Source organism: Paenibacillus riograndensis SBR5, from assembly GCF_000981585.1.
Lineage (GTDB): Bacteria > Bacillota > Bacilli > Paenibacillales > Paenibacillaceae > Paenibacillus_AQ > Paenibacillus_AQ riograndensis.
The window spans coordinates 5,137,162-5,161,815 of record NZ_LN831776.1; the positions used below are offsets into that span (position 1 = coordinate 5,137,162).

General features: G+C 52.1%; 20 protein-coding genes. 5 read left to right on the forward strand and 15 right to left on the reverse strand.

Annotated features, from left to right (window positions below):
* Positions 1-56: 56 nt before the first annotated feature.
* The 4 genes from PRIO_RS21750 to leuC form a co-directional block, all read right to left on the reverse strand.
* Positions 57-1,496 carry an N-acetylmuramoyl-L-alanine amidase family protein gene (locus PRIO_RS21750; protein WP_020432798.1) on the reverse strand — a complete coding sequence of 480 codons (1,440 nt, stop codon included), beginning with the start codon at positions 1,494-1,496 and terminating at the stop codon, positions 57-59.
* A 162-nt stretch (positions 1,497-1,658) separates the two neighbouring features.
* Positions 1,659-3,197 (reverse strand): N-acetylmuramoyl-L-alanine amidase family protein, encoded by a 1,539-nt coding sequence (locus tag PRIO_RS21755; RefSeq protein ID WP_231869734.1) that lies wholly within the window; start codon positions 3,195-3,197, stop codon positions 1,659-1,661.
* A gap of 210 nt (positions 3,198-3,407) precedes the next feature.
* A complete protein-coding gene (gene leuD, locus PRIO_RS21760; RefSeq protein WP_046504674.1) occupies positions 3,408-4,010 on the reverse strand; it encodes a 3-isopropylmalate dehydratase small subunit in 603 nt (200 codons plus the stop codon).
* Between the two features lie 27 nt (positions 4,011-4,037).
* Positions 4,038-5,462: a 3-isopropylmalate dehydratase large subunit gene (gene leuC, locus PRIO_RS21765; RefSeq protein ID WP_020432802.1), complete on the reverse strand. Its 1,425-nt coding sequence runs from the start codon at positions 5,460-5,462 to the stop codon at positions 4,038-4,040.
* Positions 5,463-5,697: 235 nt separating this feature from the next.
* On the opposite strand from leuC, the gene PRIO_RS21770 reads away from it, so the two are divergent.
* Together PRIO_RS21770 and PRIO_RS21775 are read left to right on the forward strand one after the other, a co-directional pair.
* On the forward strand, positions 5,698-6,156 hold the full coding sequence (locus PRIO_RS21770; RefSeq protein WP_020432803.1) for a hypothetical protein: 459 nt from the start codon (positions 5,698-5,700) through the stop codon (positions 6,154-6,156).
* Between the two features lie 127 nt (positions 6,157-6,283).
* Positions 6,284-7,195, forward strand: a complete 912-nt coding sequence (locus PRIO_RS21775) for a LysR family transcriptional regulator (protein ID WP_020432804.1) — start codon at positions 6,284-6,286, stop codon at positions 7,193-7,195.
* A gap of 817 nt (positions 7,196-8,012) precedes the next feature.
* Here PRIO_RS21775 and PRIO_RS21780 read toward each other — a convergent pair.
* Positions 8,013-8,210 carry a hypothetical protein gene (locus tag PRIO_RS21780; protein WP_020432805.1) on the reverse strand — a complete coding sequence of 66 codons (198 nt, stop codon included), beginning with the start codon at positions 8,208-8,210 and terminating at the stop codon, positions 8,013-8,015.
* Positions 8,211-8,653: 443 nt separating this feature from the next.
* Here PRIO_RS21780 and proB point away from each other — a divergent pair, with 443 nt between their 5' ends.
* The 3 genes from proB to proC all read left to right on the forward strand — a co-directional run bounded on the left by proB (position 8,654) and on the right by proC (position 12,011).
* On the forward strand, positions 8,654-9,757 hold the full coding sequence (gene proB, locus PRIO_RS21785) for a glutamate 5-kinase (RefSeq protein ID WP_046507265.1): 1,104 nt from the start codon (positions 8,654-8,656) through the stop codon (positions 9,755-9,757).
* A 22-nt stretch (positions 9,758-9,779) separates the two neighbouring features.
* Entirely contained in the window at positions 9,780-11,027 is a 1,248-nt protein-coding gene (locus tag PRIO_RS21790) for a glutamate-5-semialdehyde dehydrogenase (RefSeq protein ID WP_046504676.1), read from the forward strand.
* A 117-nt stretch (positions 11,028-11,144) separates the two neighbouring features.
* Positions 11,145-12,011, forward strand: a complete 867-nt coding sequence (gene proC, locus PRIO_RS21795; protein WP_020432808.1) for a pyrroline-5-carboxylate reductase — start codon at positions 11,145-11,147, stop codon at positions 12,009-12,011.
* 153 nt (positions 12,012-12,164) lie between these two features.
* Here the strand turns inward: proC and PRIO_RS21800 are convergent, their stop codons facing one another.
* The 10 genes from PRIO_RS21800 to dinG all read right to left on the reverse strand — a co-directional run bounded on the left by PRIO_RS21800 (position 12,165) and on the right by dinG (position 24,624).
* Complete coding sequence (locus PRIO_RS21800; protein ID WP_020432809.1) at positions 12,165-12,920, reverse strand: DnaD domain protein; 756 nt, start codon at positions 12,918-12,920, stop codon at positions 12,165-12,167.
* 20 nt (positions 12,921-12,940) lie between these two features.
* Positions 12,941-14,236 carry an asparagine--tRNA ligase gene (asnS, locus tag PRIO_RS21805; protein WP_046504679.1) on the reverse strand — a complete coding sequence of 432 codons (1,296 nt, stop codon included), beginning with the start codon at positions 14,234-14,236 and terminating at the stop codon, positions 12,941-12,943.
* A 22-nt stretch (positions 14,237-14,258) separates the two neighbouring features.
* Entirely contained in the window at positions 14,259-15,467 is a 1,209-nt protein-coding gene (locus PRIO_RS21810; RefSeq protein WP_020432811.1) for an acetate/propionate family kinase, read from the reverse strand.
* Complete coding sequence (locus PRIO_RS21815) at positions 15,464-16,336, reverse strand: 3-hydroxyacyl-CoA dehydrogenase family protein (protein ID WP_046504682.1); 873 nt, start codon at positions 16,334-16,336, stop codon at positions 15,464-15,466. Before PRIO_RS21815 ends, PRIO_RS21810 begins: the two co-directional genes overlap by 4 nt.
* 132 nt (positions 16,337-16,468) lie before the next feature.
* Positions 16,469-17,971, reverse strand: coding sequence for an AAA family ATPase (locus PRIO_RS21820; protein WP_020432814.1), 1,503 nt, complete (start codon positions 17,969-17,971; stop codon positions 16,469-16,471).
* A complete protein-coding gene (locus PRIO_RS21825; RefSeq protein ID WP_039837840.1) occupies positions 17,964-18,506 on the reverse strand; it encodes a hypothetical protein in 543 nt (180 codons plus the stop codon). Before PRIO_RS21825 ends, PRIO_RS21820 begins: the two co-directional genes overlap by 8 nt.
* Before the next feature lie 433 nt (positions 18,507-18,939).
* A complete protein-coding gene (locus PRIO_RS21830; RefSeq protein WP_020432816.1) occupies positions 18,940-19,458 on the reverse strand; it encodes a cell wall elongation regulator TseB-like domain-containing protein in 519 nt (172 codons plus the stop codon).
* A 45-nt stretch (positions 19,459-19,503) separates the two neighbouring features.
* Positions 19,504-20,805 carry an amidohydrolase gene (locus tag PRIO_RS21835; protein WP_020432817.1) on the reverse strand — a complete coding sequence of 434 codons (1,302 nt, stop codon included), beginning with the start codon at positions 20,803-20,805 and terminating at the stop codon, positions 19,504-19,506.
* Positions 20,792-21,445, reverse strand: a complete 654-nt coding sequence (locus PRIO_RS21840) for a redox-sensing transcriptional repressor Rex (protein WP_020432818.1) — start codon at positions 21,443-21,445, stop codon at positions 20,792-20,794. The genes PRIO_RS21835 and PRIO_RS21840 overlap by 14 nt, the downstream gene beginning before the upstream one ends.
* 317 nt (positions 21,446-21,762) lie before the next feature.
* Positions 21,763-24,624: an ATP-dependent DNA helicase DinG gene (gene dinG, locus PRIO_RS21845; RefSeq protein WP_020432820.1), complete on the reverse strand. Its 2,862-nt coding sequence runs from the start codon at positions 24,622-24,624 to the stop codon at positions 21,763-21,765.
* Between the last annotated feature and the right edge of the window lie 30 nt (positions 24,625-24,654).

Below are 24,654 nucleotides of genomic sequence, written 5' to 3' on the forward strand. Positions count from 1 at the left end.
TTGACCTGCTGAGGCCGAAGCTGACTTTGCGGCCCTGCTGTGCCGCTTGGCTGCTGCTATAATTTGAGATATTCCTTAATGCCGGCGACCATGCCAGCGGCTACCTTGTTCTGCAGATCTTCTGAGAATAACAGGGCTTCGTCTCCCTTATTGCTCAGATAGCCGACCTCCAGCAACACGGCAGGCATAGTAGTCTCCCGAATCACATGAAAGTTACCATAACGAACTCCCCTGTCGCTTAACCCGGTAGCTTGGACCAGATACTTATGCATTACATTCGCCAGAGCCTTGCTCTCCGCCCGCTGATAATAGGTTTCCGAGCCGCTGGCCGCAGATGATGACCCACTGTTCGCATGAACGGATATAAACAGGTCGGCTTTGAGATTATTGGCCATTCCTGCCCGTTCCTTCAGTTCCAGGAAAGTATCATCGCTGCGTGTAAGCACGACGTCAACCTTGTTTTCCTGCTTCAGCAGTGCAGCCGCCTTAAGGACAACGGCCAGATTGAAGTTTTTCTCGTATTTGCCTGTAACCCCGACTGCCCCGGAATCCTTGGCGCCATGCCCCGCATCCAGCACCACAAGCTTACGTCCGTTGTTGCCGGGTAAGGTGGCTGGGTCGTCAGTGCTTGCCGCGTTCAAATCCACGACGACAAGCTTGGAGACATCTCCCGATACATTAACACTATAATTCTTGGCATTATTCAAATCAATCACAAACCGAACGGTGTACGGATTAGTGCTGTAAAGCGAATAGCGCACTCCTGAAACATCCGGATAATCTGTTACGGCAAGCGAGCCGTTCAGATCCGGACTCAGCACCTGCCCCGTTCCGAATACATCTGAGAACGTGGCATTCGGAAGATCAATGACAATGCGGTCCGGCCCGGTTACTTTGGATACCACTGGCTGCGAATTCCCATCCATTGCAATGGTCAGCCGGTTTTCACTAAAGCTGATGCCATTGACCATGGTTAGATTTGCCGTTGTATCCACCGGAGGCACGGCCACGCTTGTCCCGCCGTCTCCGGAACTTTCTCCCGTATTGCTGGTGCTGTCGGGAATTTCCGGGGTAATAAGATTTACAACCTTGGTTGTATTGTCCCAGGTAACCTTCAGGCCAAACTGTTCACCGATAAACCGGATCGGTACTAACGTCGTGTCGCTCCTAAGCAGCGGCGCTGTCGTCAGTACTACGGTCTTGTCATCGACGGAAGCCGCAGTCTGATCGACAATCAGCTTGATGGTCTTGCCTTGCTGTTCAATTGTAACCGTCTTGCTCTTCTGATCCCAATTCACCTGGTAACCCAGGTTCTCGGCAATCATTCTTAGCGGCACCATAATGGAGTTGTTCACATTTTCAACTGGAACGTCAAGTCCTGCCGTCAGCTCCTTGCCATCGAGAAAAATCTTGTTGCTCCCGCCAGCGGCATGTCCTTGCCCCGGCAGAACAACTACAAAGAGCAGCAGCAACAGCATAAAAGCAAATTTCTTCATTCTTCACCTCAAGAATCTAGTATTCCGCCCAAAAAAAGCGTTCATGATGCCAGTTTGCCTGACAGCCTTCGACAATGATTAGACGCCGGGTTTCCTTAAAAGTTGCGAATATATACCATATCCAAACCTATTTCCTCTCTTGCATCATCCGGTAGAGTCCCGTTACAAGCCGAGATATTCCATAATTCCGGCAACAATTTCCCGGGCCAGGCTGTCCTGAAGCTGTTCACTGTACATAGCCGATTCATTTCCCGGATTAGTAAGGTAACCGACCTCCAGAAGCACTGCCGGCATGCTGCTTTCTCTCGTGACGTGCAGACTTTTGCTTCTTATCCCGTTGTCCTTGAACCCTGTCGCCGCAACCAGGTGTTTGTGCATAATCTGGGCAAGCGGCAGGCTTTCCGCCCGTGAATAATAAGTCTCGCTCCCATTAACTTTATTCCTGTTCGGGTAATCTGCAGGCAACGAGTTGCCATGGACGGATATAAACAGATTGGCCTTTGCCCTTTCCGCAATATCCACACGCTCCTGCAGTCCACGCGTAACATCCTCTGTGCGGGTGAATATTACGTCAACCAGTCCTGCCTGCATCAGCAGCGCGCCTGCCTTTTGAATCACAGCGAGGTTGAAGTTTTTTTCGAGCTTTCCTGTAAGACTGACGGCTCCGGATTGAGTGCCGCCATGACCGGCGTCAAGTACGACTACCGGCTTGCCGCTGAGCCCTGTCCCCCCTGTGGGAGGTGTTCCGCTGCTTACAGCATTCAAGTCAACGGTTACCAGTCCTGTACTATCATCCTTACTCACCTGGTAAGGCTGGCTGCCAACGGTCTGGATTACAAATCTGGCGGTGGGCGGACTCACACTGAAGAGCGCGTAACGCACTTCGGTCACCAGCGGATATCCGCTGACATCGAGCTTGCCCTGAGGGCTTCCGCTGGTGGAAACTCCCGGAAAGCTGCCCGCAAAATCGGGGGCAAAGACAGCGCCCGGAAAATCAATGACAATCCGGTCGGGGCTGCCCATTTGGGTCACATTTGGCTTAGCTGCCCCTGCCACAGAGATGATCAGCCGGTTCTCGCTGAACACCGCACCCATGACCTGCGGCGAACCGGCAGCCGTACCCGCGCTGCCAGGAATCGGCGTAGGAGTAGGTTCTGTCACTCCCGTTACAATATCTCCATCTGTCCCTTGGCTGTCTGCCGGAACAGAGGTTGGCCCCGGCACAGCTGTCGGGTCCGGTGCAGCAGAAGGCTGGGGACTGCTTGGAGCTGCTGTGCTGCCGGCGGCCCCTCCGCTCAGGTAGACGGTCTTGTCACTGTTGTCCCAGCCCACCTTCAGCCCGAACTGCTCACTGACAAAACGGATAGGCACCAATACCGTTCCGCCCGTCTGCTTCGGTGCCGCATTCAGTGCCAGTGTAACTCCATCGGCATCGGCCGTTTTGCTGCCCACAGCCAGTTGTACACTTTTGCCGTCCTGCTGGACCGTTACTTTGCGGGACTTCTGCTCCCAGAGCACCTCAAATCCCAAATTCTCAACAACTACCCGGATGGGAATCATAACGCTTCCATTTACATTCTCTAATGTGATTCCCTTGGGGATTTCCAGCTCCCTGTTGTCCATAACAATTCTGCCCGCGCTGTTCCCGGCAGCTGCGGCTTCATGGCCGGCGAATGATAGCAGTAGCAGTGGCAGCAGCAATAGAAATAGCACTCGTTGTCCGGCTCTTCTCATCCTTTCCTCTCCTTCTGGCAAATGTTAGATGCTTCGATAAGATTAAGACGACTGAAATCTCCAAAAGTTGCCTTCTCGGGCAATGAATATATCGATTATAGCAAAAAAACTTCTATTTCCGACACCCGGAAATAGAAGTTTTGTGTAAATCTTGTAAAGTTTTTATGTTGACTTTTCTTATGCAAACAGCTTGGCAGCGTGGCGTTCCTCATAGGCGGCGATTTCGTCCGCATGCTGAAGCGTCAGACCGATATCATCCAGCCCCTGCAGCAGGAACTGGCGGCGGTGCTCATCCAGCTCAAAGGTAATACTGAGTCCATGATCATCGCTGAGCAGGTTATTTTCCAGATCCACTGTCAATTTGTAGCCATCGTGCTCTGCTGTACGCTTGAACAGCTCATCTACCTGGGATTCCGACAGTTTAATCGGCAAAATCCCGTTTTTGAAGCAGTTATTGTAGAAAATATCGGCATACGAAGGGGCAATGACAACCCGGAAGCCGTAATCCATAATGGCCCAAGGCGCGTGCTCACGTGAGGAGCCACAGCCGAAATTGGCCCGCGAGATCAGAATCGAAGCCCCTTTGTAGCGGGGTTTGTTCATTTCAAACGCAGCATTGTCATTTCCGGCTTCGTCAAAACGCCATTCGTAGAACAAAAATTGTCCAAAGCCCGTGCGTTCAATCCGTTTCAAAAATTGCTTAGGGATAATAGCGTCCGTATCTACGTTTACCCGGTCTACCGGGGCAACGATTCCGGTTAATTTTTTGAATGCTTCCATGATTAGTTCCTCCTGCTCTCTCAAGTTCTATGCGTTGACGGCTTCCGCCTTGTAGTTCCAGTCGCGGACATCGGTAAAATGGCCTTTGATCGCAGCCGCAGCCGCCATGGCAGGAGATACGAGATGCGTGCGTCCGCCGCGTCCCTGACGTCCTTCAAAGTTCCGGTTCGAGGTGGATGCGCAGCGCTGTCCAGGCTGCAGGACATCCGGGTTCATGGCCAGGCACATGCTGCAGCCCGCTTCGCGCCATTCAAACCCCGCTTCTGTAAATACTTTGTCAAGCCCTTCCTTCTCGGCCTGCATCTTCACGCGTCCCGATCCCGGTACCACAATGGCTGTAACCTTATCCGACACCTTATGGCCCTTGGCTACTTCAGCCGCAGCGCGGAGATCTTCAATGCGTCCATTCGTGCAGGAGCCGATGAAGACATAGTCAATACCGATTTCGGAAATCGGCGTTCCCGGTACCAGGTCCATATACTCAAGCGCTTTTTCAGCCGCTTTGCGTTCGTTCTCCGTCGTGAAATCCGCCGGGTTCGGCACAGTGGAGGTAATATTCGTACCCATACCCGGGCTGGTTCCCCAGGTTACCTGCGGAATCAATGTTTCCACATCAAATTCAACAACGGTATCATACTGGGCACCTTCGTCGCTGACAAGCTCCTTCCAGGTTTCAACCGCAGCTTCATAGGCTGCGCCCTGAGGCACATACTGGCGTCCGCGCAGATAGTTGAAGGTGGTCTCATCCGGAGCGATCAGCCCCGCTCTTGCCCCGCCTTCAATCGACATGTTGCAGACCGTCATGCGTTCTTCCATCGACAGCTCACGGATAGCTTCCCCGGTATATTCAATAACATAACCTGTTGCAAAATCAGTGCCGTACTTGGCGATGACACCAAGAATCATATCCTTGGCGGTTACGCCGGGATTGCGTTTGCCCGTGAAACGGACTTCCATCGTTTTGGCCTTGGACTGCTGCAGACACTGGGTCGCCAGCACATGCTCAACCTCACTGGTGCCGATCCCGAATGCCAGCGCACCGAATGCGCCATGTGTAGATGTATGGCTGTCGCCGCAGACGATGGTTTTGCCGGGATGAGTCAAACCGATTTCCGGACCCATAACATGGACTACGCCTTGGTCAATATCGTTCAGGTCGAACAATTTTACGCCAAAATCGCGGCAGTTCTGCGACAATGTATCAATCTGCTGCTTGGAGATAGGATCGGTAATATTGTAACGGTCCTTGGTGGGAACGTTATGATCCATAGTCGCAAAAGTAAGACCCGGACGGCGCACCTTGCGGCCGCTGAGGCGAAGCCCTTCAAAAGCCTGCGGGGATGTAACCTCATGCACCAGGTGCAAATCGATGTAAATGATGCTTGGCTTGCCTTCCTCCTGATGGATTACGTGATTGTCCCAAATCTTTTCAAACATTGTCTTGTTGCCCATGTCTTCACCTCATAAAGTAGAATCGTTCATTGGAAGAGAAAGTGGAGTCTCTCTTGAATGATCTAAATATAACATCGCGGTGTTTATAATTCCAAGATATGATTTCTATAAAAGTCATAGGTTTGGCCTATAAGCATCAGACCTGCCTTCATTTTTTATTAAAAATGGTCCAAGCAATCTATCATTCTCCCTCATAAGCTGTACCAACTAACATGAGAGGACAGGTGAATCACAAATGGGCATTCAGTTTTTAGATATGCGGATTTCCCAGGACAGCGCTGCGGATCAGCCGGGAGTTTCATTATCTTCCTCTTCATTCCCTTATATTTTTGGCGATATCGGGCTGCAGACAGGTGGTATTGCCCCCGGCAATGCAAGCTTGGTGCGGGTGACACTTAACGCCTATGCCCGCCTGACTATGGCTATCTCGTCCAACCCTGCGATTGTTCCTGATGTCACTTTTACCATCTTCCGAAATTCAGCCCAGATCTTTACTACTGTCTATCAAAAGCCTGCATCTCAGGCGATGACGGAGCTGACGTATGAGATGGCCGGTATTACGGCCGTTGATTTCCCTCCCGCTGCCGATGTGCTCGCAGGCCAAATCCGCTATATCATTAGCGTAACTACAAATTATGGCGTCACTTTGGGAGCCAGAAGCTTCTCTGGTATTGCAGTTGCAGGCAATGGATAACCTTTGGCTTGAGCATCGGCTGTCGTATTTCTGGCTCATCCTGCTCGGCAATACCACCTATACTAATAACAGTATTTATAGGTTATACTTATAAGCGACAAACTATTTCAAGGTGAGGAATCTGTTTATGGAACTCAGACAGTTGCAATATGTCCTGCAAATTGCGGCAGAGCGGAATTTTTCCCGGGCAGCGGACAAACTGCATATCGCCCAGCCTTCACTCAGCCAGCAGCTTTCAAAACTGGAAAAAGAGCTGGGTGTCCTCCTGTTCCAGCGCAACACCAGCTCAGTAGAACTTACGCACGCCGGGGAGAAGTTTGTGGAGCAGGCCCAGACGATTATTGATGCCGTGGAGCTGCTGCGCCAGGAGATGTCGGATATTTCCCAGCTGCGGACAGGACGTGTGGTTGTAGGAAGCATGCCCATCACCGGTGCCCATCTGCTGCCGCATGTACTTCCCGTATTCAAAAGTAAATACGCCGAGGTTGAAATTACCCTGCTGGAGGACTCCTCCATGAACCTGGAAAAGCTCACCGCCAGCGGCCAAACCGACCTGAGCCTGCTTTCTCTGCCGCTGGAGATCCCTACACTTGCTTACGAGGTGCTGGGAGAAGAGCGGATTGACCTCGCCGTCCCTCCAGAGCATCCCCTCGCTTCGCGAAGCGCCTCAGAGATCCGCACTGCCTTGGAGGAATTAAGGGATGAACCGTTTATTGTGCTTAAAGAAGGCCAGGGCTTCCGTAAAATGACCGTGGAATTATGCCGTGCAGCCGGTTTTGAGCCGCGTATTGTCTTTGAGAGCAATAATATGGAGACAGTTCAATCGCTCGTTGCTACCGGAATGGGTGTGACGCTGGTTCCCCATTTTATCGCCCGGGCGCCGCGCAGTGAATTTGTTCCTGTATACCTGCCGCTGGCCGATCCGGTGCCCAGCCGAACACTGGTTGTGGCCTACCGGCGGGGCCGCTATTTATCCCACGCAGCGGAGGCTTTTATGGAAACGTTCAGAACGACGGTCAAAGGTCTTTCCGTGGAGTAGCATACGATTTAACGGATTGAGTCCGAAACAGCCCGGCAAGGCGTGTGTTTTCGCAAAAAAAAGCTTCTCTACAAGTAGAAGGGGCTGTGCCGTCCTCCACAGGACAGTGCAGCGGTCTTGATTCTAGCGTTGCCTGGAGAACGACTCCCCATGAACCCATGGCAACGCTTTAAGTGGAAAAAGGTTAACTAATTTGCCGGAGTACCCTGTCCTTGGGCAGATGAAGTGGAAAAAGGGACACTAATTCCGCTAATTCCGCCATTAGACAAGAAAAGTGGCCCAATTAGATTTACTTTTTCCACTTCACTCTCAGGATTTCTTGATTTCCGGAAAAATAAGGTCCCTTTTTCCAACTAGCACCTGCGAAGAAACCGGTAAGCAAGTGTGAGTTGGAATTAGGATATTTGACCTCGGCCTTCGGCGCTCCAACAACGGTATTTCTGCCGTTGTTCGCTATAAATTCGTCCAAAGGTATTTGGAGGTTATGAGATCCGCATTTGTTGTACAACGTACAAGATGTTCATCCATTCGGTCTGCTTAAGACACACTTTGTTGTATTCCGTGCAAGATTTTCGAGGGTTAACACTACAGAGAACACAGGCTTCTTCTTTACACTGCTAAACTTCCAGGCTGTCCACATTTTTGGTATTGAATAATTTCCTGTTATAAGTAAAGCCCTTCCGGCTCACCTATGTGGCTGGAAGGGCTTTTTAAATAAATGAAGCTTTACATAGCGAGCACCATAACGGTTCTTACTATCTCTCATTGAAACGGAACGCCTCTTGCCGAGAGCTCCGCAGCCGTTTCGGCCTGCTGCTTATTTACGCAGATTATGCTGTGTGATCAGGCGGTTCTGATCATCGGACAACCGGGCTGTGCTCTCGTCGACCAGACCTTTTGTGCGTGAATCCACGGTGTTCTCCTCAACAAATTCCCGCATCGCCTTGTTTTGAACCTCGGCTGCTTCTATGGAATTTCGCTTCTGTTCCTGCTGGACGTTGTTGTTCTTACCCAAGTCTATCCACCTCCTGGTAACAGATTATAAGTATTTTACCCCATCCCCCATAGGATAAACATCAGATTCACGTCTGCGCTCCTGGAAAAAATATTACCGCCGGGACTCTTTGCAAACCTGACTTCTCCATGGTATTCTAAATGTCAAACAGTGAAACGTGTTGACGGGACCAGTACGAATAGACGATTATCCGCGCTCAGAGAGTGAATTCCGGCAGGCTGGAAGAATTCACCGCGGTTGTCCGTTCAGAATTCCTATCCCCGAGCGGCCTGCCCCGGCAGGACGGAAACTCCCGTTATGAGAATGAAGTCGGATGAACCCTCATCAATGAAGGTGGTACCGCGGAAGTTAACAAGCTTTCGTCCTTTGCTAAGTCTAAGGATGGGGGCTTTTTGTCATTTCCAGCGTGAAATATTGTAAAATCAAGAAGGAAGTGAATGACATTGACGACAAGAATCGTGGTCAAAATCGGCAGCAGCTCGCTTACCGGACCTGAAGGCGGGCTGAACCGTAAAGCGGTTGCTTTCTTTGCCGCTGAAATCGCCGGGCTGCAGAAGGACGGCTGTGAAGTGCTGCTGGTTACCTCCGGAGCTGTAGCTGCCGGATTCCGGGCCATCGGATATCCCGCACGCCCCAAGCTGCTGCATGAGAAGCAGGCGGCGGCAGCGGTGGGCCAGGTGATGCTGATGCAGGCCTATCAGGAGGCTTTTGCGGAATATGGCATTCCTACCGCGCAGATCCTGCTGACAAGGACCGACTTTTGCAGCCGCCGGGCCATGAATAATGCTGTAATGACGGTAGAAGAGCTGCTCCGGCAGGGAGCTGTGCCCATATTCAACGAAAATGATACCGTTTCGGTAGATGAGCTGAAATTCGGTGATAACGACACCTTGTCCGCGCTGGTGGCCAATCTCCTGAAAGCTTCCCATCTTCTCGTTCTGACGGATATGGACGGCTTGTACAGCGGAGATCCGCGCAAGCATCCGGGAGCCACGCGGTATGAGCGTGTTGAGGAGATTACCCCGGAGATTTATGCCATTGCCGGGGGAGCAGGCTCCAGTGTAGGCACTGGCGGCATGCGCTCCAAGATCGATGCGGCCAAAATCGCCACACGCGGCGGAGTCCCCGTCTTTGTAGGCAGAGCAACCGAACCCGGCGATTTGCAGCTGGCAGCGGCAGGCACCGGCAAAGGTACCTATTTTGACACCACGCTCTCTTCCCTGCCGGTTAAGAAACAGTGGCTTGGCTTCATGTCCACCCCGCTGGGCTCCCTGTATGTAGATGAAGGTGCAGTAGAAGCGCTGCTCCATGGCGGGCACAGCCTGCTGCCGGTTGGGGTTAAGCGGATCGAAGGCAGCTTTCATTCCGGTGATGTGGTAGAGGTCCTTGGTCCGGACGCCAGGCTGCTCGGGCGGGGAATTGTGAATTACGACGACTCCCAGCTGCGCACGATCCAGGGGCTGCCCAGCAATCAGATTGTGCCGAAGCTGGGCGAGGTTCACCGGCTGGAGGTCATCCACCGTGATGAATGGATTACGTTGCGCTAACAAATCTTTTAGGAGGGTTAATATGAGTGAGGTTGTTAACAAGGCAGCATTAGCTAAAGAAACTGCAGGTGTGCTGGCCAGCCTGAGCACTGCAGACAAAAATGAGGCCTTGCGGATCATGGCAGAAGCCCTGATCCGTGAAGCCCCAGCCATTATCGCCGCCAATGCTGAAGATTTGGAGCGTGGACGGCTGGGCGGCACTCCTGAATCGATGCTGGACCGTCTGGCACTGGATGTCAGCCGGATCACAGGCATCGCAGAAGGGCTTCAGCAAATAGCCGGGCTTCCGGATCCTATTGGCGACCGCCTGGAAACCTTCGAACGTCCAAACGGGCTGTATATCGAAAAGATCCGCGTTCCGCTGGGTGTCATCGGCATTATCTATGAGGCGCGGCCCAACGTAACCGTAGATGCCGCCGGCTTATGTCTGAAAACCGGAAATGCCGTTGTCCTGCGCGGCGGCTCCTCCGCTTTGTCATCCAACCGCAAAATTATCGAAGTGCTGCACCGGGCACTTGACGAAACGGCTATTCCAAGCCAGGCGCTGCAGCTGATCGAAGATCCGAACCGCTCCTCCGTGGATGAAATGCTGAAGCTGAATGGACTGCTTGATGTCATAATCCCACGCGGCGGGAGCGCGCTGATCCAGAACGTCGTACTCAACGCCACAGTACCCGTCATCGAAACGGGAGCAGGCATATGCCATACCTACCTTGATGCCGGCGCTGACCCGGAAATGGCATTATCCATCAGCTTGAACGCCAAGGCCCAGCGCCCTTCTGTCTGCAACTCCATGGAAACGCTGCTGGTCCACAGGGACTATGCTGCGGAGCATCTTCTTCCTTTAGCAGAAGCCTTCCGCAAGATCCCTGTGGAATTGCGGGGCTGCCCGGAGACCACAGCTCTGATTCCATGGGCATTGCCTGCGGCCAGAGAAGATTTTGCCACCGAATACAATGACTATATTCTTAACATCAAAATTGTCGGTGGCCTGGACGAGGCGTTGCAGCACATTGCCGAATTCAGCACCAAGCATTCCGAATGTATTGTAACCAGGGATGTCGGAAACGCCGAGCGTTTCCTGCAGGAAGTGGATGCCGCCGCTGTCTACCATAACGCCTCAACGCGTTTCACCGACGGTTTTGAGTTCGGATTCGGGGCAGAGATCGGCATCAGCACCCAGAAGCTGCATGCCCGCGGCCCTATGGGACTGCCGGCGCTGACATCATCCAAATACAAAATTCACGGCTCTGGACAAATCCGGGGATAAGCAATAATTACTGTGAAGCCTATATAGATTGAACTTGAAATCTGAATAGGCTTCATTTTGGGTAATGATTCAAGTTCAAATTATATCGCTCACAAACTTTTAGGGGGACAAATAGCCATGTGTCAGCAGCCTGCAATTCCATTACTTAATCACCAGATTGTTTTTTACGGGGCGGGTTCGATGGCGGAAGCGATTGTGCGCGGGATGATTGCCCGCAATGTCGTGGAGTCCGGCAATATCGTGATGCTGAACCGCAGCAGCAGTGAACGCCTGAGCGAGCTGCGCAGCCGGTACGGGGTCCTTGGCAGCAACGACCCTGAACAAAAAAATGAATATCTCCGCACAGCCCCGGTCATCGTGCTTGCCATGAAACCCAAGGATGCTGCCGAGGCTCTCCGCAGCCTGGGCCCCCTGCTCTCCCCGGATCAGCTGGTGATTTCCATGATCGCCGGGATGACCATCCGTACGATGCAGGGCTTGCTCGGCAAGTCCCAGCCGGTAGTCCGCACCATGCCTAATACATCCAGTTCCATTGGGCTGGGGGCAACCGGCATCGCATACTCCAAAGAGGTGGACGAGCAGAGCCGCCGGACGGCGCTCAATATCTTCGAGGCTGTCGGATTAACCTCGGTCATTGATGAAGAGCGTATGGAGACCCTGACGGGGATTTCGGGCAGTGGTCCAGCGTACATTTATTACATGATGGAAGCGATGATCGCCGCTGGAATCCGTGGAGGCCTGCCGGCTGAACAGAGCAGAGAGCTTACGGTTCAGACTGTCCTTGGCGCGGCCCGAATGGTGCAGCAGACCGGTGAAGAACCAGCCGCCCTGCGCAAAAAAGTGACCTCGCCGAACGGCTCCACCCAAGCAGCTCTTGAAGTGCTTGAGAAGGGTGATTTCTTCGAGACGGTAATTTCCGCTGTGAACCGCTGTGCCGAACGCTCCCGTGAAATGGGTCTGGCCCTTGAAAAAGAGCTCTCATAAACGATGGATCATGTAAAACCATAAGCGAATCTATAAATCTCAAATCGAAAACACCCGTACTTCCAGGCTGAGACAGCCAGGTAAAGTACGGGTGTTTTTTATTAAATATTAGACTAATTCGCTGTGCGCTATAATGTCTTTCCGGGAATCCTTTTATCTTCCGCCACCGCGGAACTTCTGGGTATAGGTTTTGACATCCTGGGCATTTTTTACCCGGTTGCGGGCCCACTCCAGGAGGATGCGGTCAATATAGCGGAAATGAATCTTTCCGGCGAATACGGACTCTTTTAGAGCCAGCAGAATCAATTCTTCCGGGTAATTGTCCTGGTCTACCCAGCCGGAGATGGTTTCACATTCCATCGGGGACAGCGGACGTCCGAATTCCTTCTCAAAAATGGTGAACAGACTGCGGTTCTCTTCAGCGTCCTTGCCCGCTGCAGAAGTGAACGCTCTGCCGTATCCGCCATCCGGAGCAGGAGCTCCGGCATGCAGGCTTGGCACAGTGCCAGCAGGCTTGCTGCTGCCCTGGGCCGGGTCCTGAGCAGCTCCTGCCAAAAATGCGCCAAGCTTGCCGTACAATCCGGAGAAATTATAGCGTTCATAGTGGATATCTCTCAGCTCATCGATGTCTTCATCAATGCTGATGAAGCCTTCCTTCATAAGCTTCTGCAGTTCTCCTGCTATTGCTGCAATACTCCGCCCCGTCACCGTCTGCAGTTCCTCCAGGGAAGGAAACTCCATTCCCTCCACTTGGCGGAAAGAGAGCAGATGAATCAGCAGCATCGCTTCACTGCCGGTCAAGTTCAGCTTCCGGTAATACTTCAAGAGCGCGTAAGGAATGACGGCCATCCCGTTCTGGAGGCCAAAAGACACGCCTTCGCCCCAGGCATTCCATGCTTTGCCGTCCATGCGCAGCCCCCTTTGCCAGCCTATGGGTACAGACGGTACAACGTACGAGGGAACGGAATCGTTTCCCGCACATGGTCCAAACCGCAAATCCAGGCCACCGTCCGTTCAAGTCCAAGACCGAAACCGGAGTGCGGCACAGAACCATATGTGCGCAGATCCATGTACCATTTGTAGGCATCCATTGAAAGATTATGTTCCTTGAAGCGCTCTTCGAGCAATGCCGGATCGTCGATACGCTGGGATCCGCCAATGATCTCCCCATAGCCTTCAGGAGCAATCATATCCGCGCAGAGCACAACCTCAGGGCGTTCAGGATGCGGCTTCATATAGAATGCCTTGAACGAGGCCGGATAATGCGTAATGAAAACCGGTTTGTCATTGGCTTCTGCAATCGCCGTTTCATGCGGTGCCCCGAAGTCTTCACCCCAGGCAATCTCATATCCTTTTTCATTCAGGAACTTGATCGCATCATCATAGGTGATCCGCGGGAACGGCGCTTTGATATTCTCCAGCTTCGAGATATCGCGGCCAACCGCTTCCAGCTCTGCACGGCAGTTCTTCAGCACGGACTGCACTACAAAGCTGATGAATTCCTCCTGCACACGCAAGCTTTCTTCATGGTCGGTGAAGGCCATTTCCGGCTCAATCATCCAGAACTCGATCAAATGACGGCGGGTTTTGGACTTCTCGGCACGGAAGGTCGGACCGAAGGAATAGACACGGCCGAGCGCCATAGCCGCAGCTTCCATGTACAGCTGTCCGCTTTGCGTCAGATAGGCATCTTCTTCAAAATACTTGGTGTGAAACAGATTGGTAGTTCCTTCTGCCGAAGTTGGCGTCAGGATTGGCGGATCTACTTTTGTAAACCCGTTCTCGTTGAAAAATTGCTGGACCGCGCGGATGATCTCCGCACGAATCACGAGCACTGCCCGCTGCTTCGCGGAACGAAGCCAGAGATGACGGTGATCCATCAGGAAATCCACGCCATGCTCCTTCGGGGTGATCGGATAATTCTCTGTAAGATGCAATACTTCGATACCCGTTACAGTCATTTCATAACCGGATTGACTGCGCGGCTCCTCGCGGATGATTCCGGTCACGTACAGCGAGCTTTCCTGGGTAAGGCTTTTGGCATCATCCCATACTTGCTCCGGTACTTCCGATTTCACCACGACGCCCTGGATATAGCCTGTACCATCCCGGAGCTGCAGGAACTGAATTTTACCGCTGGAACGCTTGTTATTGACCCAACATCCAATCACAACAGCCTCTCCAACATGCTCATTCACGTTCTTGATTACACTCTTGTTAGCCATGCCTACTGATCTCTCCTCTGATTTAGCCGTTAATTCCTTGCACAATGCGATACGTATCGCGTGCAATGACAAGCTCTTCGTTTGTCGGAACCACGAGCACCTGCACCTTGGACTCTACCGTAGAGATACGGCGCGGATCACCGGAGCGGACCTTATTGGCTTCAGCATCCAGTTCAATTCCAAGGAACGTAAGGTTATTCAGCACTTTGGCACGCAGCACGGCGGCATTCTCGCCAACACCGGCAGTAAATACGATTACATCTACCCCGTTCATCGCTGCAGCGTAAGAACCGATATACTTCCGCAGACGGTACTCATACATATCAAAAGCAAGCGTAGAGTTAGGCTCGCCTTTTTCCGCACCATCAATAATATCACGCATGTCGCTGCTGACGCCAGAAATAGCCAAAAGGCCGCTGTGCTTGTTCAGCATCGAATTGACTTCACCCACGGACAGCTCTTCCTTGTTCATTACATAAGGAACGATAGCCGGGTCCAGGTCACCGCTGCGGGTACCCATCATCAGACCTTCAAGCGGTGTCATCCCCATTGAAGTATCGATAGACTGGCCGCCGTCAACGGCAGTCACGCTCGCACCGTTACCGATGTGGCAAGTAATGATCTTGAGGTCTTCCAACGGACGCTCCAGATAATCGGCAGCAGCTTTGCTGACGAAATCATGGGATGTGCCGTGTGCGCCATAGCGGCGGACCTTGTATTTGTTGTACAGCACTCTAGGAATGGCATACATATAAGCCTTCTCAGGCATCGTCTGATGGAATGCAGTATCAAAAACAACAACCTGCGGCACGCCGGGCATGTTCACTTCAGTTGCTGAAATCCCCATTACTGCAGCCGGATTGTGCAGCGGTGCAAGGTCAAACAGCTGGCGGATTTTGGTCTTGGCATCGGCATCAACCAGTGCGGAAGCCTTGAAGAATTCGCCCCCGTGAACTACGCGGTGACCCACAGCATTGATCTCGTCGATCGAAGAGATTACGCCGTGTTCCTTGTCGGTCAGACAGGCAAGCACTTTGCGGATCGCTGTATTGTGTTCAAGAATTTCGCTGACTTCGGTAACTTCCTGTTTGCCGGTCGGCTTATGGTTCAGAATGGAGGAATCCATCCCGATGCGCTCTACCAGACCTTTGGCAAGCACGGATTCATCAGTCATATTGTAAAGCTGGTATTTCAAAGAAGAACTGCCTGAGTTAATAACTAGAATATTCATATACGGTCACCATCCTTGTCATACTTGAAGAAGCCTTCGCCTGATTTCATGCCCAGTTGTCCCGCGCGCACCATTTTCTTAAGAATCGTGGAAGGACGGTATTTCAGCTCACCGTACTCACGGAACATATTTTCCAGGGCGGCAAGAACGGAATCCAGACCAAAACGGTCAGCCATTTCAAGCGGCCCATGCTGGAACTGGTAGCCGATGCGCATAGCATCGTCGATATCTTCAGGAGAAGCCACACCCTCTTGCAGGACATGCATAGCTTCGTTAATGAACAGGCAAATGAGGCGTGAAGATACAAACCCAGGGGATTCGTAAATCATTACGCCTTTTTTCTCAACAATTTCATCAACAAAGGCTTTGGTATCTTCAAAAGTGCTGTCGGAAGTTTTCAGTCCGCGCACAATCTCAACGAGATCCACCTTCGCTACCGGATGTATGAAATGCATGCCGATGACGCGTTCCGGGTACATTGTAGAACTGGCAAGCTCAGTCAAGCTGAGTGTAGACGTGTTGCTGGCCAGAATAATGTGGCTCGGACACACCTGATCGAGCTGATTGAATACCTTTTGCTTCGCTTCCAGGTCTTCGGTGATGGTCTCAATCACCATATCACAAGAGCTGAGTTCTGCGAAATGTGTCACTTTTTGAATGCGGCTGAGAATAAGCTTCTTTTCGGCTTGGGTAATTGCCCACTTCTCCAGCTGCTTGTCGAGACTTGTCTCGATCATTGCATAAGAATAGTCCAGTCTTTCAGCGGTTTTCTCCACCAGCATTACATCCAGGCCCTTGGCTGCCAGCATTTCAGCAATCCCTTGACCCATTGTGCCACCACCGATGACACCAATTTTCTTAAAATTCATCTAAAAGTCTCCATCCTTTCAGGTATCTATACTTTTGTATTGTACCTTGTCTGTCGTAAAAAATAAGTAGCCCGACATATAATAATATCTTAGCATGTCTGAAAAGTAAAAAAAAATAACCGGCATAAAGAATTATGCCGGTAAAAGGACACTGTCACGAAATTGACAACGAAATTGCTCTCCGGAGAGAACTTCTTCTTTCATTAAAATGTCAAGAGAGTAATCAAATACATTCCGCTGCTTGCCGAGCAGCTCATGCGTACGTACCATTAACTCGTCCAGAATTTTACTGTTTTCCTTCATTAATTCTTCTGTGGTAACCATTTGCAGATTCGCGATGCCCAGAGAGGTTAGCCCTGACTTCATCATCGTCTCCACAATATTGAGCGCCTGGTCAAAGTCCCCTCGTGATCCTGTGCTTCGGCCGCCGTAATACATTTCTTCCGCCACAGCGCCGCCCAGGGCAATCATAATCTGATTTTCCAGGTAATCCTTAGTGTACAGATACTGTTCGGTCTGCGGATTATGCCGCACGTAGCCTAGCGCTTGTCCACGGGGTGTAAGCGTAACTTGGCTAACGCTTCCCGGACGCAGCAGCTCGGCCATAATGGCATGTCCCAGCTCATGGATAGCTACCCGCTTCTTCTCTTCGTGGTTGGTTTCCCGGTCCGTCTTCTCGCCCATCATGACCTTGTCGATTGCGAGCGAGAGATGGCGCTGCTCCACTTGGGTCAGGTTCTCGCGCATCATGTAGATCGCCGCTTCGTTCATCACGCTCTCAAGCTGGGCGCCAGAGAAGCCATAAGCCTCTTCCGCGATCTTATCCAGGTCGACCTCTTCATGCAGCGGCTTGTTCTGGGCATGCAGATCGAGGATGGACCGGCGGCCCTTCTTGTCCGGCATGTCTACCTGGATATGACGGTCAAAGCGGCCGGGGCGCAGCAGCGCCGAATCCAGCATCTCCTTGCGGTTCGTTGCCGCAACCAGCAGGATGCGCGGCGTATCATTGTTGTAAATCCCGTCCATCTCCGTCAGCAGCTGATTGAGCGTCTGGTCATATTCACGCTGCTGTCCGCCTTCGCGTTTGCCGCCGATGACGTCAATTTCATCGATAAAAATAATCGCGCTTTGTTTATTTTCCTTGAGGGCACGCGCACGCGCATCTTTGAACAGATCGCGGACACGTCCGGCGCCGACACCCACATACATCTCAACGAACTCGCTGCCTGATGCGGCTACGAATACGGAGTTGGTATAATGGGCTGCCGCTTTGGCCATCAGGGTCTTCCCGGTTCCCGGAGGGCCTGTAAGCAGAATCCCCTTCAGCGGGCGGATGCCGAACTTGCTGATTTCTTCGTGGCGGATCAGGAAATCCAGCGCTTCGCGCAGCTCCTGCTTGGCATTGTCCTGTCCTCCGATTTCTTCAAAGGTCAGCTTCGACGGGCCGTTCTTTTTACGTTTTTTGTCTCCTCCGGCATTGACGGTCAGCCCCCCGCGCAGATGGGCAATGAGCAGAAGTGCGCCAACCATGCCTGCGGCGATGATCACGGGGAAAATATTAATCCCGACAAAAGCCATAAATATCACCAGCACAGGAACAAATCCGATTAATACCTCTTTCCAGAACTTAGGCATTATTCCACACTCCCATCGTTGCCGCAGCACGTGGCAAAATCATAAATTTGCTTTTCTTACCGTCGCTCAGGCTCACATATACGTTATTGTCATCAATTTCAGTTGCTGCAGTTACACTGCTGTATTTGGAATTCTGGGCTTTCAGTTCATCCAGCTTCGCAGGAATTAATGTATATTTACGGCTCTCCATGGCTTCAGCAACCGAGAACATCGCCTGGTCCCAATATTCATCCAGCAGTTCGCTGGAATGCTGCTCCACATCCAGTTTCAATGTACGGCCGTCAATCGCCGATCTGCCTTCAGTATTTACATACTGCACCAGCTCGCGCAATTTAGTGCCCGGCTGCAAATCAAGTTTCAAAGTGACCTCATTGCGTTTAATAGAGATATGGGAGTCATTCACTCCCTCATAAGCAGAGACAATTTTTTGCAGCGGCTCCTGCACCACGAACTCCCGGTAGGAATACCAGCCGCCAAACAAAAGCGCAGCCGACAGCAGAGACGTTAGCAGTACTGGCATAAGACGTAGTTTCAAGAAACGTCCTCCTCTCAATGATAAGAAAAATGTGAAAAAATATAATAAATTTTATTAAATAGCGTGCCTAATGCTCTTCCGAGACTAGCATGCTCTTAAGCATGCCGTAGTACAAATAGTAGTATATCACAGGTGTATATACGAATTCGAAGAAAAGTGTGAATATATTTAAAATTTTCAGTACTAATTTTTGGGCAAAATGACAGCCCGTTTCCCCTTATATCGACAGCAACGACCGCAACGATTAGCGCTGCGGCCGTTTTGGCGATGCTTAAGATATTCCCATCTTTATCACCAGATGCTGCTGGTTCTGCCTCAAAGATATATACCCGCAGATATATTCGACTCTCTACTGAATACGCTAATTTCCTAAATGTTAAAAAAGCAGGCAGACAAATACTTGTCCACCCGCTCAATATGGGTCGTGCGCTTATTATTTTTTCGGCAGGCTGTAGCCGTCCCCAATCGCATTTCCGTCCGCAAAACGGTAAAACTTGTAATAATAGCGTCCCTCCAGCTTATAAAACAGCTGCCACACATATTCTCCGTTGTACACACCCGGCAGCAGGCGCTTAATGGTGCTCCCTGGTAAGTCTGAGGCAATGATGGAACGGATCTTCTGCTCCGACATGCCTTTGGCCACTTCTTCAGCGTATACACCATTGTCTCCCCCTGCAGGCTTGCCGTCCCGTGTAAAGCGGACCCAGACCATCAGCTCCGTCCCGGCTGCGTTACGGCCTGTCATTACCCAGTAAATCGAATTTTCATCCCAGACGGACTTCTGGGCCCGGGTCACCTCTGTCAGTCCTGCTCTGGCTTCAGCAATCTCTGTGGCTGCGCTGCGTTCGCTCCACTGGTCTTTCATCACATAAGCATAGAACTGGCTTAGTCCGAACAGAAGGAGAAGAACCAGGAGTATCCCCAGCAGAAGCCATTTTCTTCTTTTCTTCAAAGTACAGCTCCCTTTCTTTCAAAATGCCTCACCGATCATGTTCATTTACCGCTTCAGCAGGCCCTCAAAGGTCTCCTGCGCCTTGCGGCGGATTTGTTCCTCATCCAGCGTCAGGCACTGCCCATGCTTCACAACCTGCTTGCCGTCCACCCAGACATGCGCAACATCCTTGGCGCTTGCCGAGTAAACGGCATGGGACAAGAGATCCGTATGCGGCAGGAAATGCGGCTGGTCGATATCCAGGGCAATGAAATCCGCCTTCATTCCCGGAGCAAGCCGTCCGACTCCTTCCAGAAAAATCGACTGTGCGCCGTATTCAGTCGCCATCAGCAGCGCTTCCTGTGCCGGAACCGCCGTCGGGTCACCGCTCACGCCTTTGTGGATCAAGGCGGCAAGGCGCATCTCCTCAAACATGTCGAGATTATTATTGCTCGCCGCGCCATCGGTGCCAAGCGATACCGTGACTCCTGCACGCAGCAGCTCAGGAACCCGGGCTACTCCGCTCGCCAGCTTCAGATTACTGCCCGGGTTATGGGATACCCCTACATGGTAACGGGCCAGAATCTCAATCTCTTCATCGTTCAAATGAACACCATGAGCGACCAGGGACGGGCGGGTGAACATTCCCAGCTTCTCCAGATGCGCCACCGGACGCAAACCGTAATCGGCCGCATTCTGCTCGACTTCCCGCCGGGTTTCCGACATGTGGGTATGCATAGGCAGGTCCAGATCATGGGCGGCTTGCACAAACTTCACAAAAAACTCCGGCGGACAGGTGTACGGGGCATGCGGTGAAATCATCGTTGTGATTCTTCCGTCCGCTTTTCCGTGCCAGTTCCGCGCAAAAGCAACCGCTTCCGCCAGCTTATGGTTCTGCACGTCCTCCGGACAGAGCCCGATCACCCCGCGCATCAGCACGGCACGGATGCCTGATTGCTCGGTAACCTCGGCCACACGGTCCATGTGGTCATACATATCCAGGAAGGTGGTTGTGCCGCCTTTCAGCATTTCCAGCACAGACAAGGCGGTGCCCCAATAGACATCGTCTCCGGTGAATTTTTCTTCCATAGGCCACATTTTTTCCTGCAGCCAATTCTGCAGCACCATATCATCCCCGTAGCCGCGCAGCAGGGACATCGCCGTATGGCCATGGGTATTGACCAGACCCGGCATGAACAGCAGACGGCTGCCGTCAATGGTCTGAGTACCTTCTTCTATGACAGGCTTGACTTCTCCTATGTATGTGATGAGATCCTTTTCTATAGTCATATAACCGCTAAGGACAGGCTGCGCCGTTCCCGGCACCAGGAAACGCCCATTTACAATTACAGTTTTATTGCTGCTCATCTTCCGCCTCGTCCTTTCCATCATGCAAATAATAAGCCAAGCTCTGCAAATCAGTAGTAAAATCAGCGGCATGAATCCGGATGTTGGCAGGCGTTTTCAAAATCACCGGTGCAAAATTGAGGATTGCCTCGATGCCTGAATCCACCAGGATATCTGCAACGTTCTGCGCTTCGCTGTCCGGTACAGTGATAATGCCGATGCGGATGCCCTGCTCGCGGATTGTGCTCCCCAGCTCTTCCATAGGCTGAACCGTCAGCGAGTTGATTTTCTGCCCGATCTTGGGGGGATAGGAATCAAAGACCGCGGTGATTTTCATCGTGTCCTTCAAATAGGCATTGTAATTGGATAAAGCGTGTCCAAGATTACCTGCACCCACGAGTGCCACATTGATCTGCTGGTCAAGCTTCAGGATATGGCGGATTTTCTCAATCAGATACGATACATCGTAACCGATGCCTTTTCTGCCGAAATCGCCGAAATAGGCCAAATCCTTGCGGATTTGCGCCGGATTCAGATCCAGCTTCTGTCCCAGCTCCTGCGAAGACACGGTGGAGATTTCACGCTTCTGGAGATCGTTCAGGAAACGCAGGTACACAGGCAGCCTGCGCACCACGGCCTCTGATATTTTATCCGATTTCATATTTTCTCCTCCTAAAAGTATTGTTAGCGTAACCTTAAATTTAAAGAGCTGCAGCTAATTAGTAATCATTCCCGGCGCCCCTTCAAAACAGAAGGCGCCTAAGGAATGATTCTCTGTACAACATCCATGAACAAACTAGCCAGCCTGCGGTGCTCTTACAACGGCATTTCTGCCGTTATTTCTGGACTAGCCGACCTTCAACGCTCCAACAACGGCATTTCTGCCGTTATTTCTGGACTAGCCCCTGCGGCGCACACCTTCTCCGCAACAGAAAAAATCATAATTTCTAAATAATTAAATTTGAACGTATAGTGGAATCAGGACACACTGCCGTCTTCAAGCCATTCGGCGATACGCGGGACCATCTGATCGGTGAGCATATGCTCCATTTTGGGTCCAGGGAGTGAGTACAGGAAGTACTTTCCATAATAAGATTCGATAACCCTGGTATCATATACAATAACAATTCCCCGGTCCTGTGCAGTGCGAACCAGTCTGCCGAAGCCCTGCTTGAACCGGATGACCGCCTGGGGAACCGACAGCTTCATAAACGGGTTCTTTTTCTGCGCCTGCAGCAGCTCAGCCTTCGCCTCAGCAAGCGGATGGTTAGGCGGTTGAAACGGCAGCCTGACAATAGCCAGACAGGTCAGCGCCTCACCGGGAATATCTACCCCTTCCCAGAAACTGCTTGTCCCGAGCAGCACGGAGGCGGCACTGTCCTGAAAACGCCGGATCAGCTTGCTGCGGCTTCCGCCCTCTACACCCTGACCCAGAACAGCGATGTCCTGGGAGGCAAGCGCCTCCTTCAGAGGATCATAGACCTGGCGCAGCATTTTATAAGATGTGAACAGCACCAGCATCCGGCCCTGGGTCGCCACTGCAGCCTCCGCCAGCGAATGCACCAGCTTATCGACAAACCGGGCATCGCCCACACTGCCTTTGACACTGGGAAAATCGCGCGGAATAACGAGAAGCGCCTGTTCGCGATACTTAAACGGCGACGGCAGCAGCGCTGTCATCAGACGCCCCTGTTCTGCGGACTCGCCCAGGCCGAGATTGTCTATCATGAACTGAAAGGATTTATCCACGGACAATGTGGCCGAGGTCAGGACAATGCTTTTCTTTTTATCGAAAAACAGATCCTTGAGCTGGGCACTGACATCCACCGGAACAGCATACAGCTGCAGCGATTTCCCGCGGTAATTCCCGCTGCCCTCCATCCAGTAGACAATATTCTCGTCGTTCAGGTTCATAAAAAACCGTACCTGCTCGCGGATCGAAGCCAAATCCTTGAAAAGCCCGCCGATATCCGTCACCAGACTGTCCGAGGACGACTGGCTCTCCGATTCGCGCATTTCGCTGAGCATCTTGTCGCCCCTGCGGATAATTTCGCTCAGGCTCAGGTTCAGGGTGTTCTCCAGTGCGGTGATTTCTTCCCAGCCCTTGGGCTGAGCACCCGGCAGAAGACGCGTAACCAGCTGTCCCGCTTCTCCTGCTGCGGCATCGCTGCGCTCAGGCAGCAAGGCAAACAGCTTGTCGCTAAGCGCATCCCAAGATTCCCTAACCGTAAGCAGATCCGGGTAGATTCTGTCGATCACCCCGCTCCATTCAGCCGCCTGTTCGTTGCCTGAAGACTGCAGGGTCTGGCGCAGAACGGGCAGCTGTCCGCTTTTGCTGTCCTTATAGAGGCGTGTAAGCGTATGGGCTACCGTGAAGTATTTCATCTGCATGCCCAGATGCTTGCCGGCAATATCCTCCAGATGATGGGCTTCATCAATAACAAGGTGCTCATACGCCGGAAGCAGCTGATGACCGGCCTTGACGTCTGCGAACAGCTTGGAGTGATTGGTTACTACAACATCAGCTATTCCGGCTTCGTGCTTGGCCCGGTGGTAATAGCATTTGCGGAACCAGGGGCAGGAACGTCCGAGACAAGAATCCGTGTCGCTGGCCACGGTCTCCCAGAAATCACCGCCGCGGCCGTTCAGATTCAGCTCCTCGTCATCTCCTGACTGGGTCTGTGTCAGCCACACAATCATTTGCGCTGCAGTAAGCGCTTCTTCCCGGGGACTCGCGAAGTCCTTTTTATTTATTTTATGTTCAAACTTGCGCAGACACAAATAGTGTCCTCTGCCCTTGAAGACCGCAGCCTTAAACGGGAATGGCACAACATTCGTCAAAAGCGGGATGTCGCGCTCACGCAGCTGGTCCTGAAGGTTGATGGTATGCGTACTCACCATGACCTTCTGTCCCGAGCGCACACTGTGGTAGATGGCCGGAAGCAGATAGCCCAGCGATTTGCCCGTGCCCGTTCCCGCCTCGATTAAGAGATGCTTGTCACTTTCCAGTGCCGTTATCACCTCATGGATCATAATTTCCTGGGCTTCACGGCTTTCGTATTGGGGCAAGGTCTCCTTAAGCCGCAGGGTCACCTCTTCCATATATTCCTCAAAGGTAATATTCTGCGCAGGATTGCCGGTTCCTTCCTCTCTGGGAGGCATCAGCTCCGTCCAGTCTCCTACAGCCAGCGCCAGCTGGCGGTAAAAGTTCAGCTCACCCTCAGGCTGGAAGGTCTCCATTTCCCGCTCATGCAGCAGCCCGTCAAAATACCAGGCGAGATCGCTGTCCTCGTCCGCAAACAATTCATTCAGGCGCTGGATGGTCAGCAGGGGCAGGCTGTACAGCTCCTCCAGGCATTTCAGCAGCACCAGTGCAGTTGCAAGGGCATCACTGTCCGCCTGGTGCGGACGCTCATGCGTGAGGCCGAAATGGGCGCTTACAGCGCCGAGCTGATAGGTGGTCAGTGACGGAAAGCATATCTTGAGAAAATCAATCGTATCCAGAATCCGGCCCTGGAACGGCAAATAACCGCACCGGTCAAGCGCATTCTGCAGAAAATGAAAGTCAAAAGCCACATTGTGGCCGACCAGCACAACATCGTCGAGCAGCGGAACCAGCTCCATCATCATCTCATCCAGTTCAGGGGCGTCCTGCACATCACTGTCCGTGATTCCGGTCAATCCCGTAATAAAGGGGGGAATCGGCGTTCCGGGCTTGACGTAGGAACCATACACCCTGGAGATGGACCGGTCTTCTTCTATAATGGCAAGGCCAACCTGGATGATCTCACCCACGGATTGGGTTCCTGTGGTTTCAAAATCAAGCACGGCAAATTTCATTATAAGTTCTAAATCCTTTCACTTGAGACT

What these genes read in the sequence shown, in the direction of transcription:
- PRIO_RS21800 (WP_020432809.1), bottom strand. Translation starts at nt 12,920, where the DNA reads ATGGACGGCAAAGCATGGAATGCCTGGGGCGAAGGCGTGTCTTTTGGC.
- PRIO_RS21835 (WP_020432817.1), bottom strand. Translation starts at nt 20,805, where the DNA reads ATGAGCAGCAATAAAACTGTAATTGTAAATGGGCGTTTCCTGGTGCCG.
- leuD (WP_046504674.1), bottom strand. Translation starts at nt 4,010, where the DNA reads ATGGAAGCATTCAAAAAATTAACCGGAATCGTTGCCCCGGTAGACCGG.
- asnS (WP_046504679.1), bottom strand. Translation starts at nt 14,236, where the DNA reads ATGGCTAACAAGAGTGTAATCAAGAACGTGAATGAGCATGTTGGAGAG.
- leuC (WP_020432802.1), bottom strand. Translation starts at nt 5,462, where the DNA reads ATGGGCAACAAGACAATGTTTGAAAAGATTTGGGACAATCACGTAATC.
- PRIO_RS21810 (WP_020432811.1), bottom strand. Translation starts at nt 15,467, where the DNA reads ATGAATATTCTAGTTATTAACTCAGGCAGTTCTTCTTTGAAATACCAG.
- PRIO_RS21750 (WP_020432798.1), bottom strand. Translation starts at nt 1,496, where the DNA reads ATGAAGAAATTTGCTTTTATGCTGTTGCTGCTGCTCTTTGTAGTTGTT.
- dinG (WP_020432820.1), bottom strand. Translation starts at nt 24,624, where the DNA reads ATGAAATTTGCCGTGCTTGATTTTGAAACCACAGGAACCCAATCCGTG.
- PRIO_RS21820 (WP_020432814.1), bottom strand. Translation starts at nt 17,971, where the DNA reads ATGCCTAAGTTCTGGAAAGAGGTATTAATCGGATTTGTTCCTGTGCTG.
- PRIO_RS21775 (WP_020432804.1), top strand. Translation starts at nt 6,284, where the DNA reads ATGGAACTCAGACAGTTGCAATATGTCCTGCAAATTGCGGCAGAGCGG.
- PRIO_RS21770 (WP_020432803.1), top strand. Translation starts at nt 5,698, where the DNA reads ATGGGCATTCAGTTTTTAGATATGCGGATTTCCCAGGACAGCGCTGCG.
- proC (WP_020432808.1), top strand. Translation starts at nt 11,145, where the DNA reads ATGTGTCAGCAGCCTGCAATTCCATTACTTAATCACCAGATTGTTTTT.
- PRIO_RS21840 (WP_020432818.1), bottom strand. Translation starts at nt 21,445, where the DNA reads ATGAAATCGGATAAAATATCAGAGGCCGTGGTGCGCAGGCTGCCTGTG.
- PRIO_RS21790 (WP_046504676.1), top strand. Translation starts at nt 9,780, where the DNA reads ATGAGTGAGGTTGTTAACAAGGCAGCATTAGCTAAAGAAACTGCAGGT.
- PRIO_RS21815 (WP_046504682.1), bottom strand. Translation starts at nt 16,336, where the DNA reads ATGAATTTTAAGAAAATTGGTGTCATCGGTGGTGGCACAATGGGTCAA.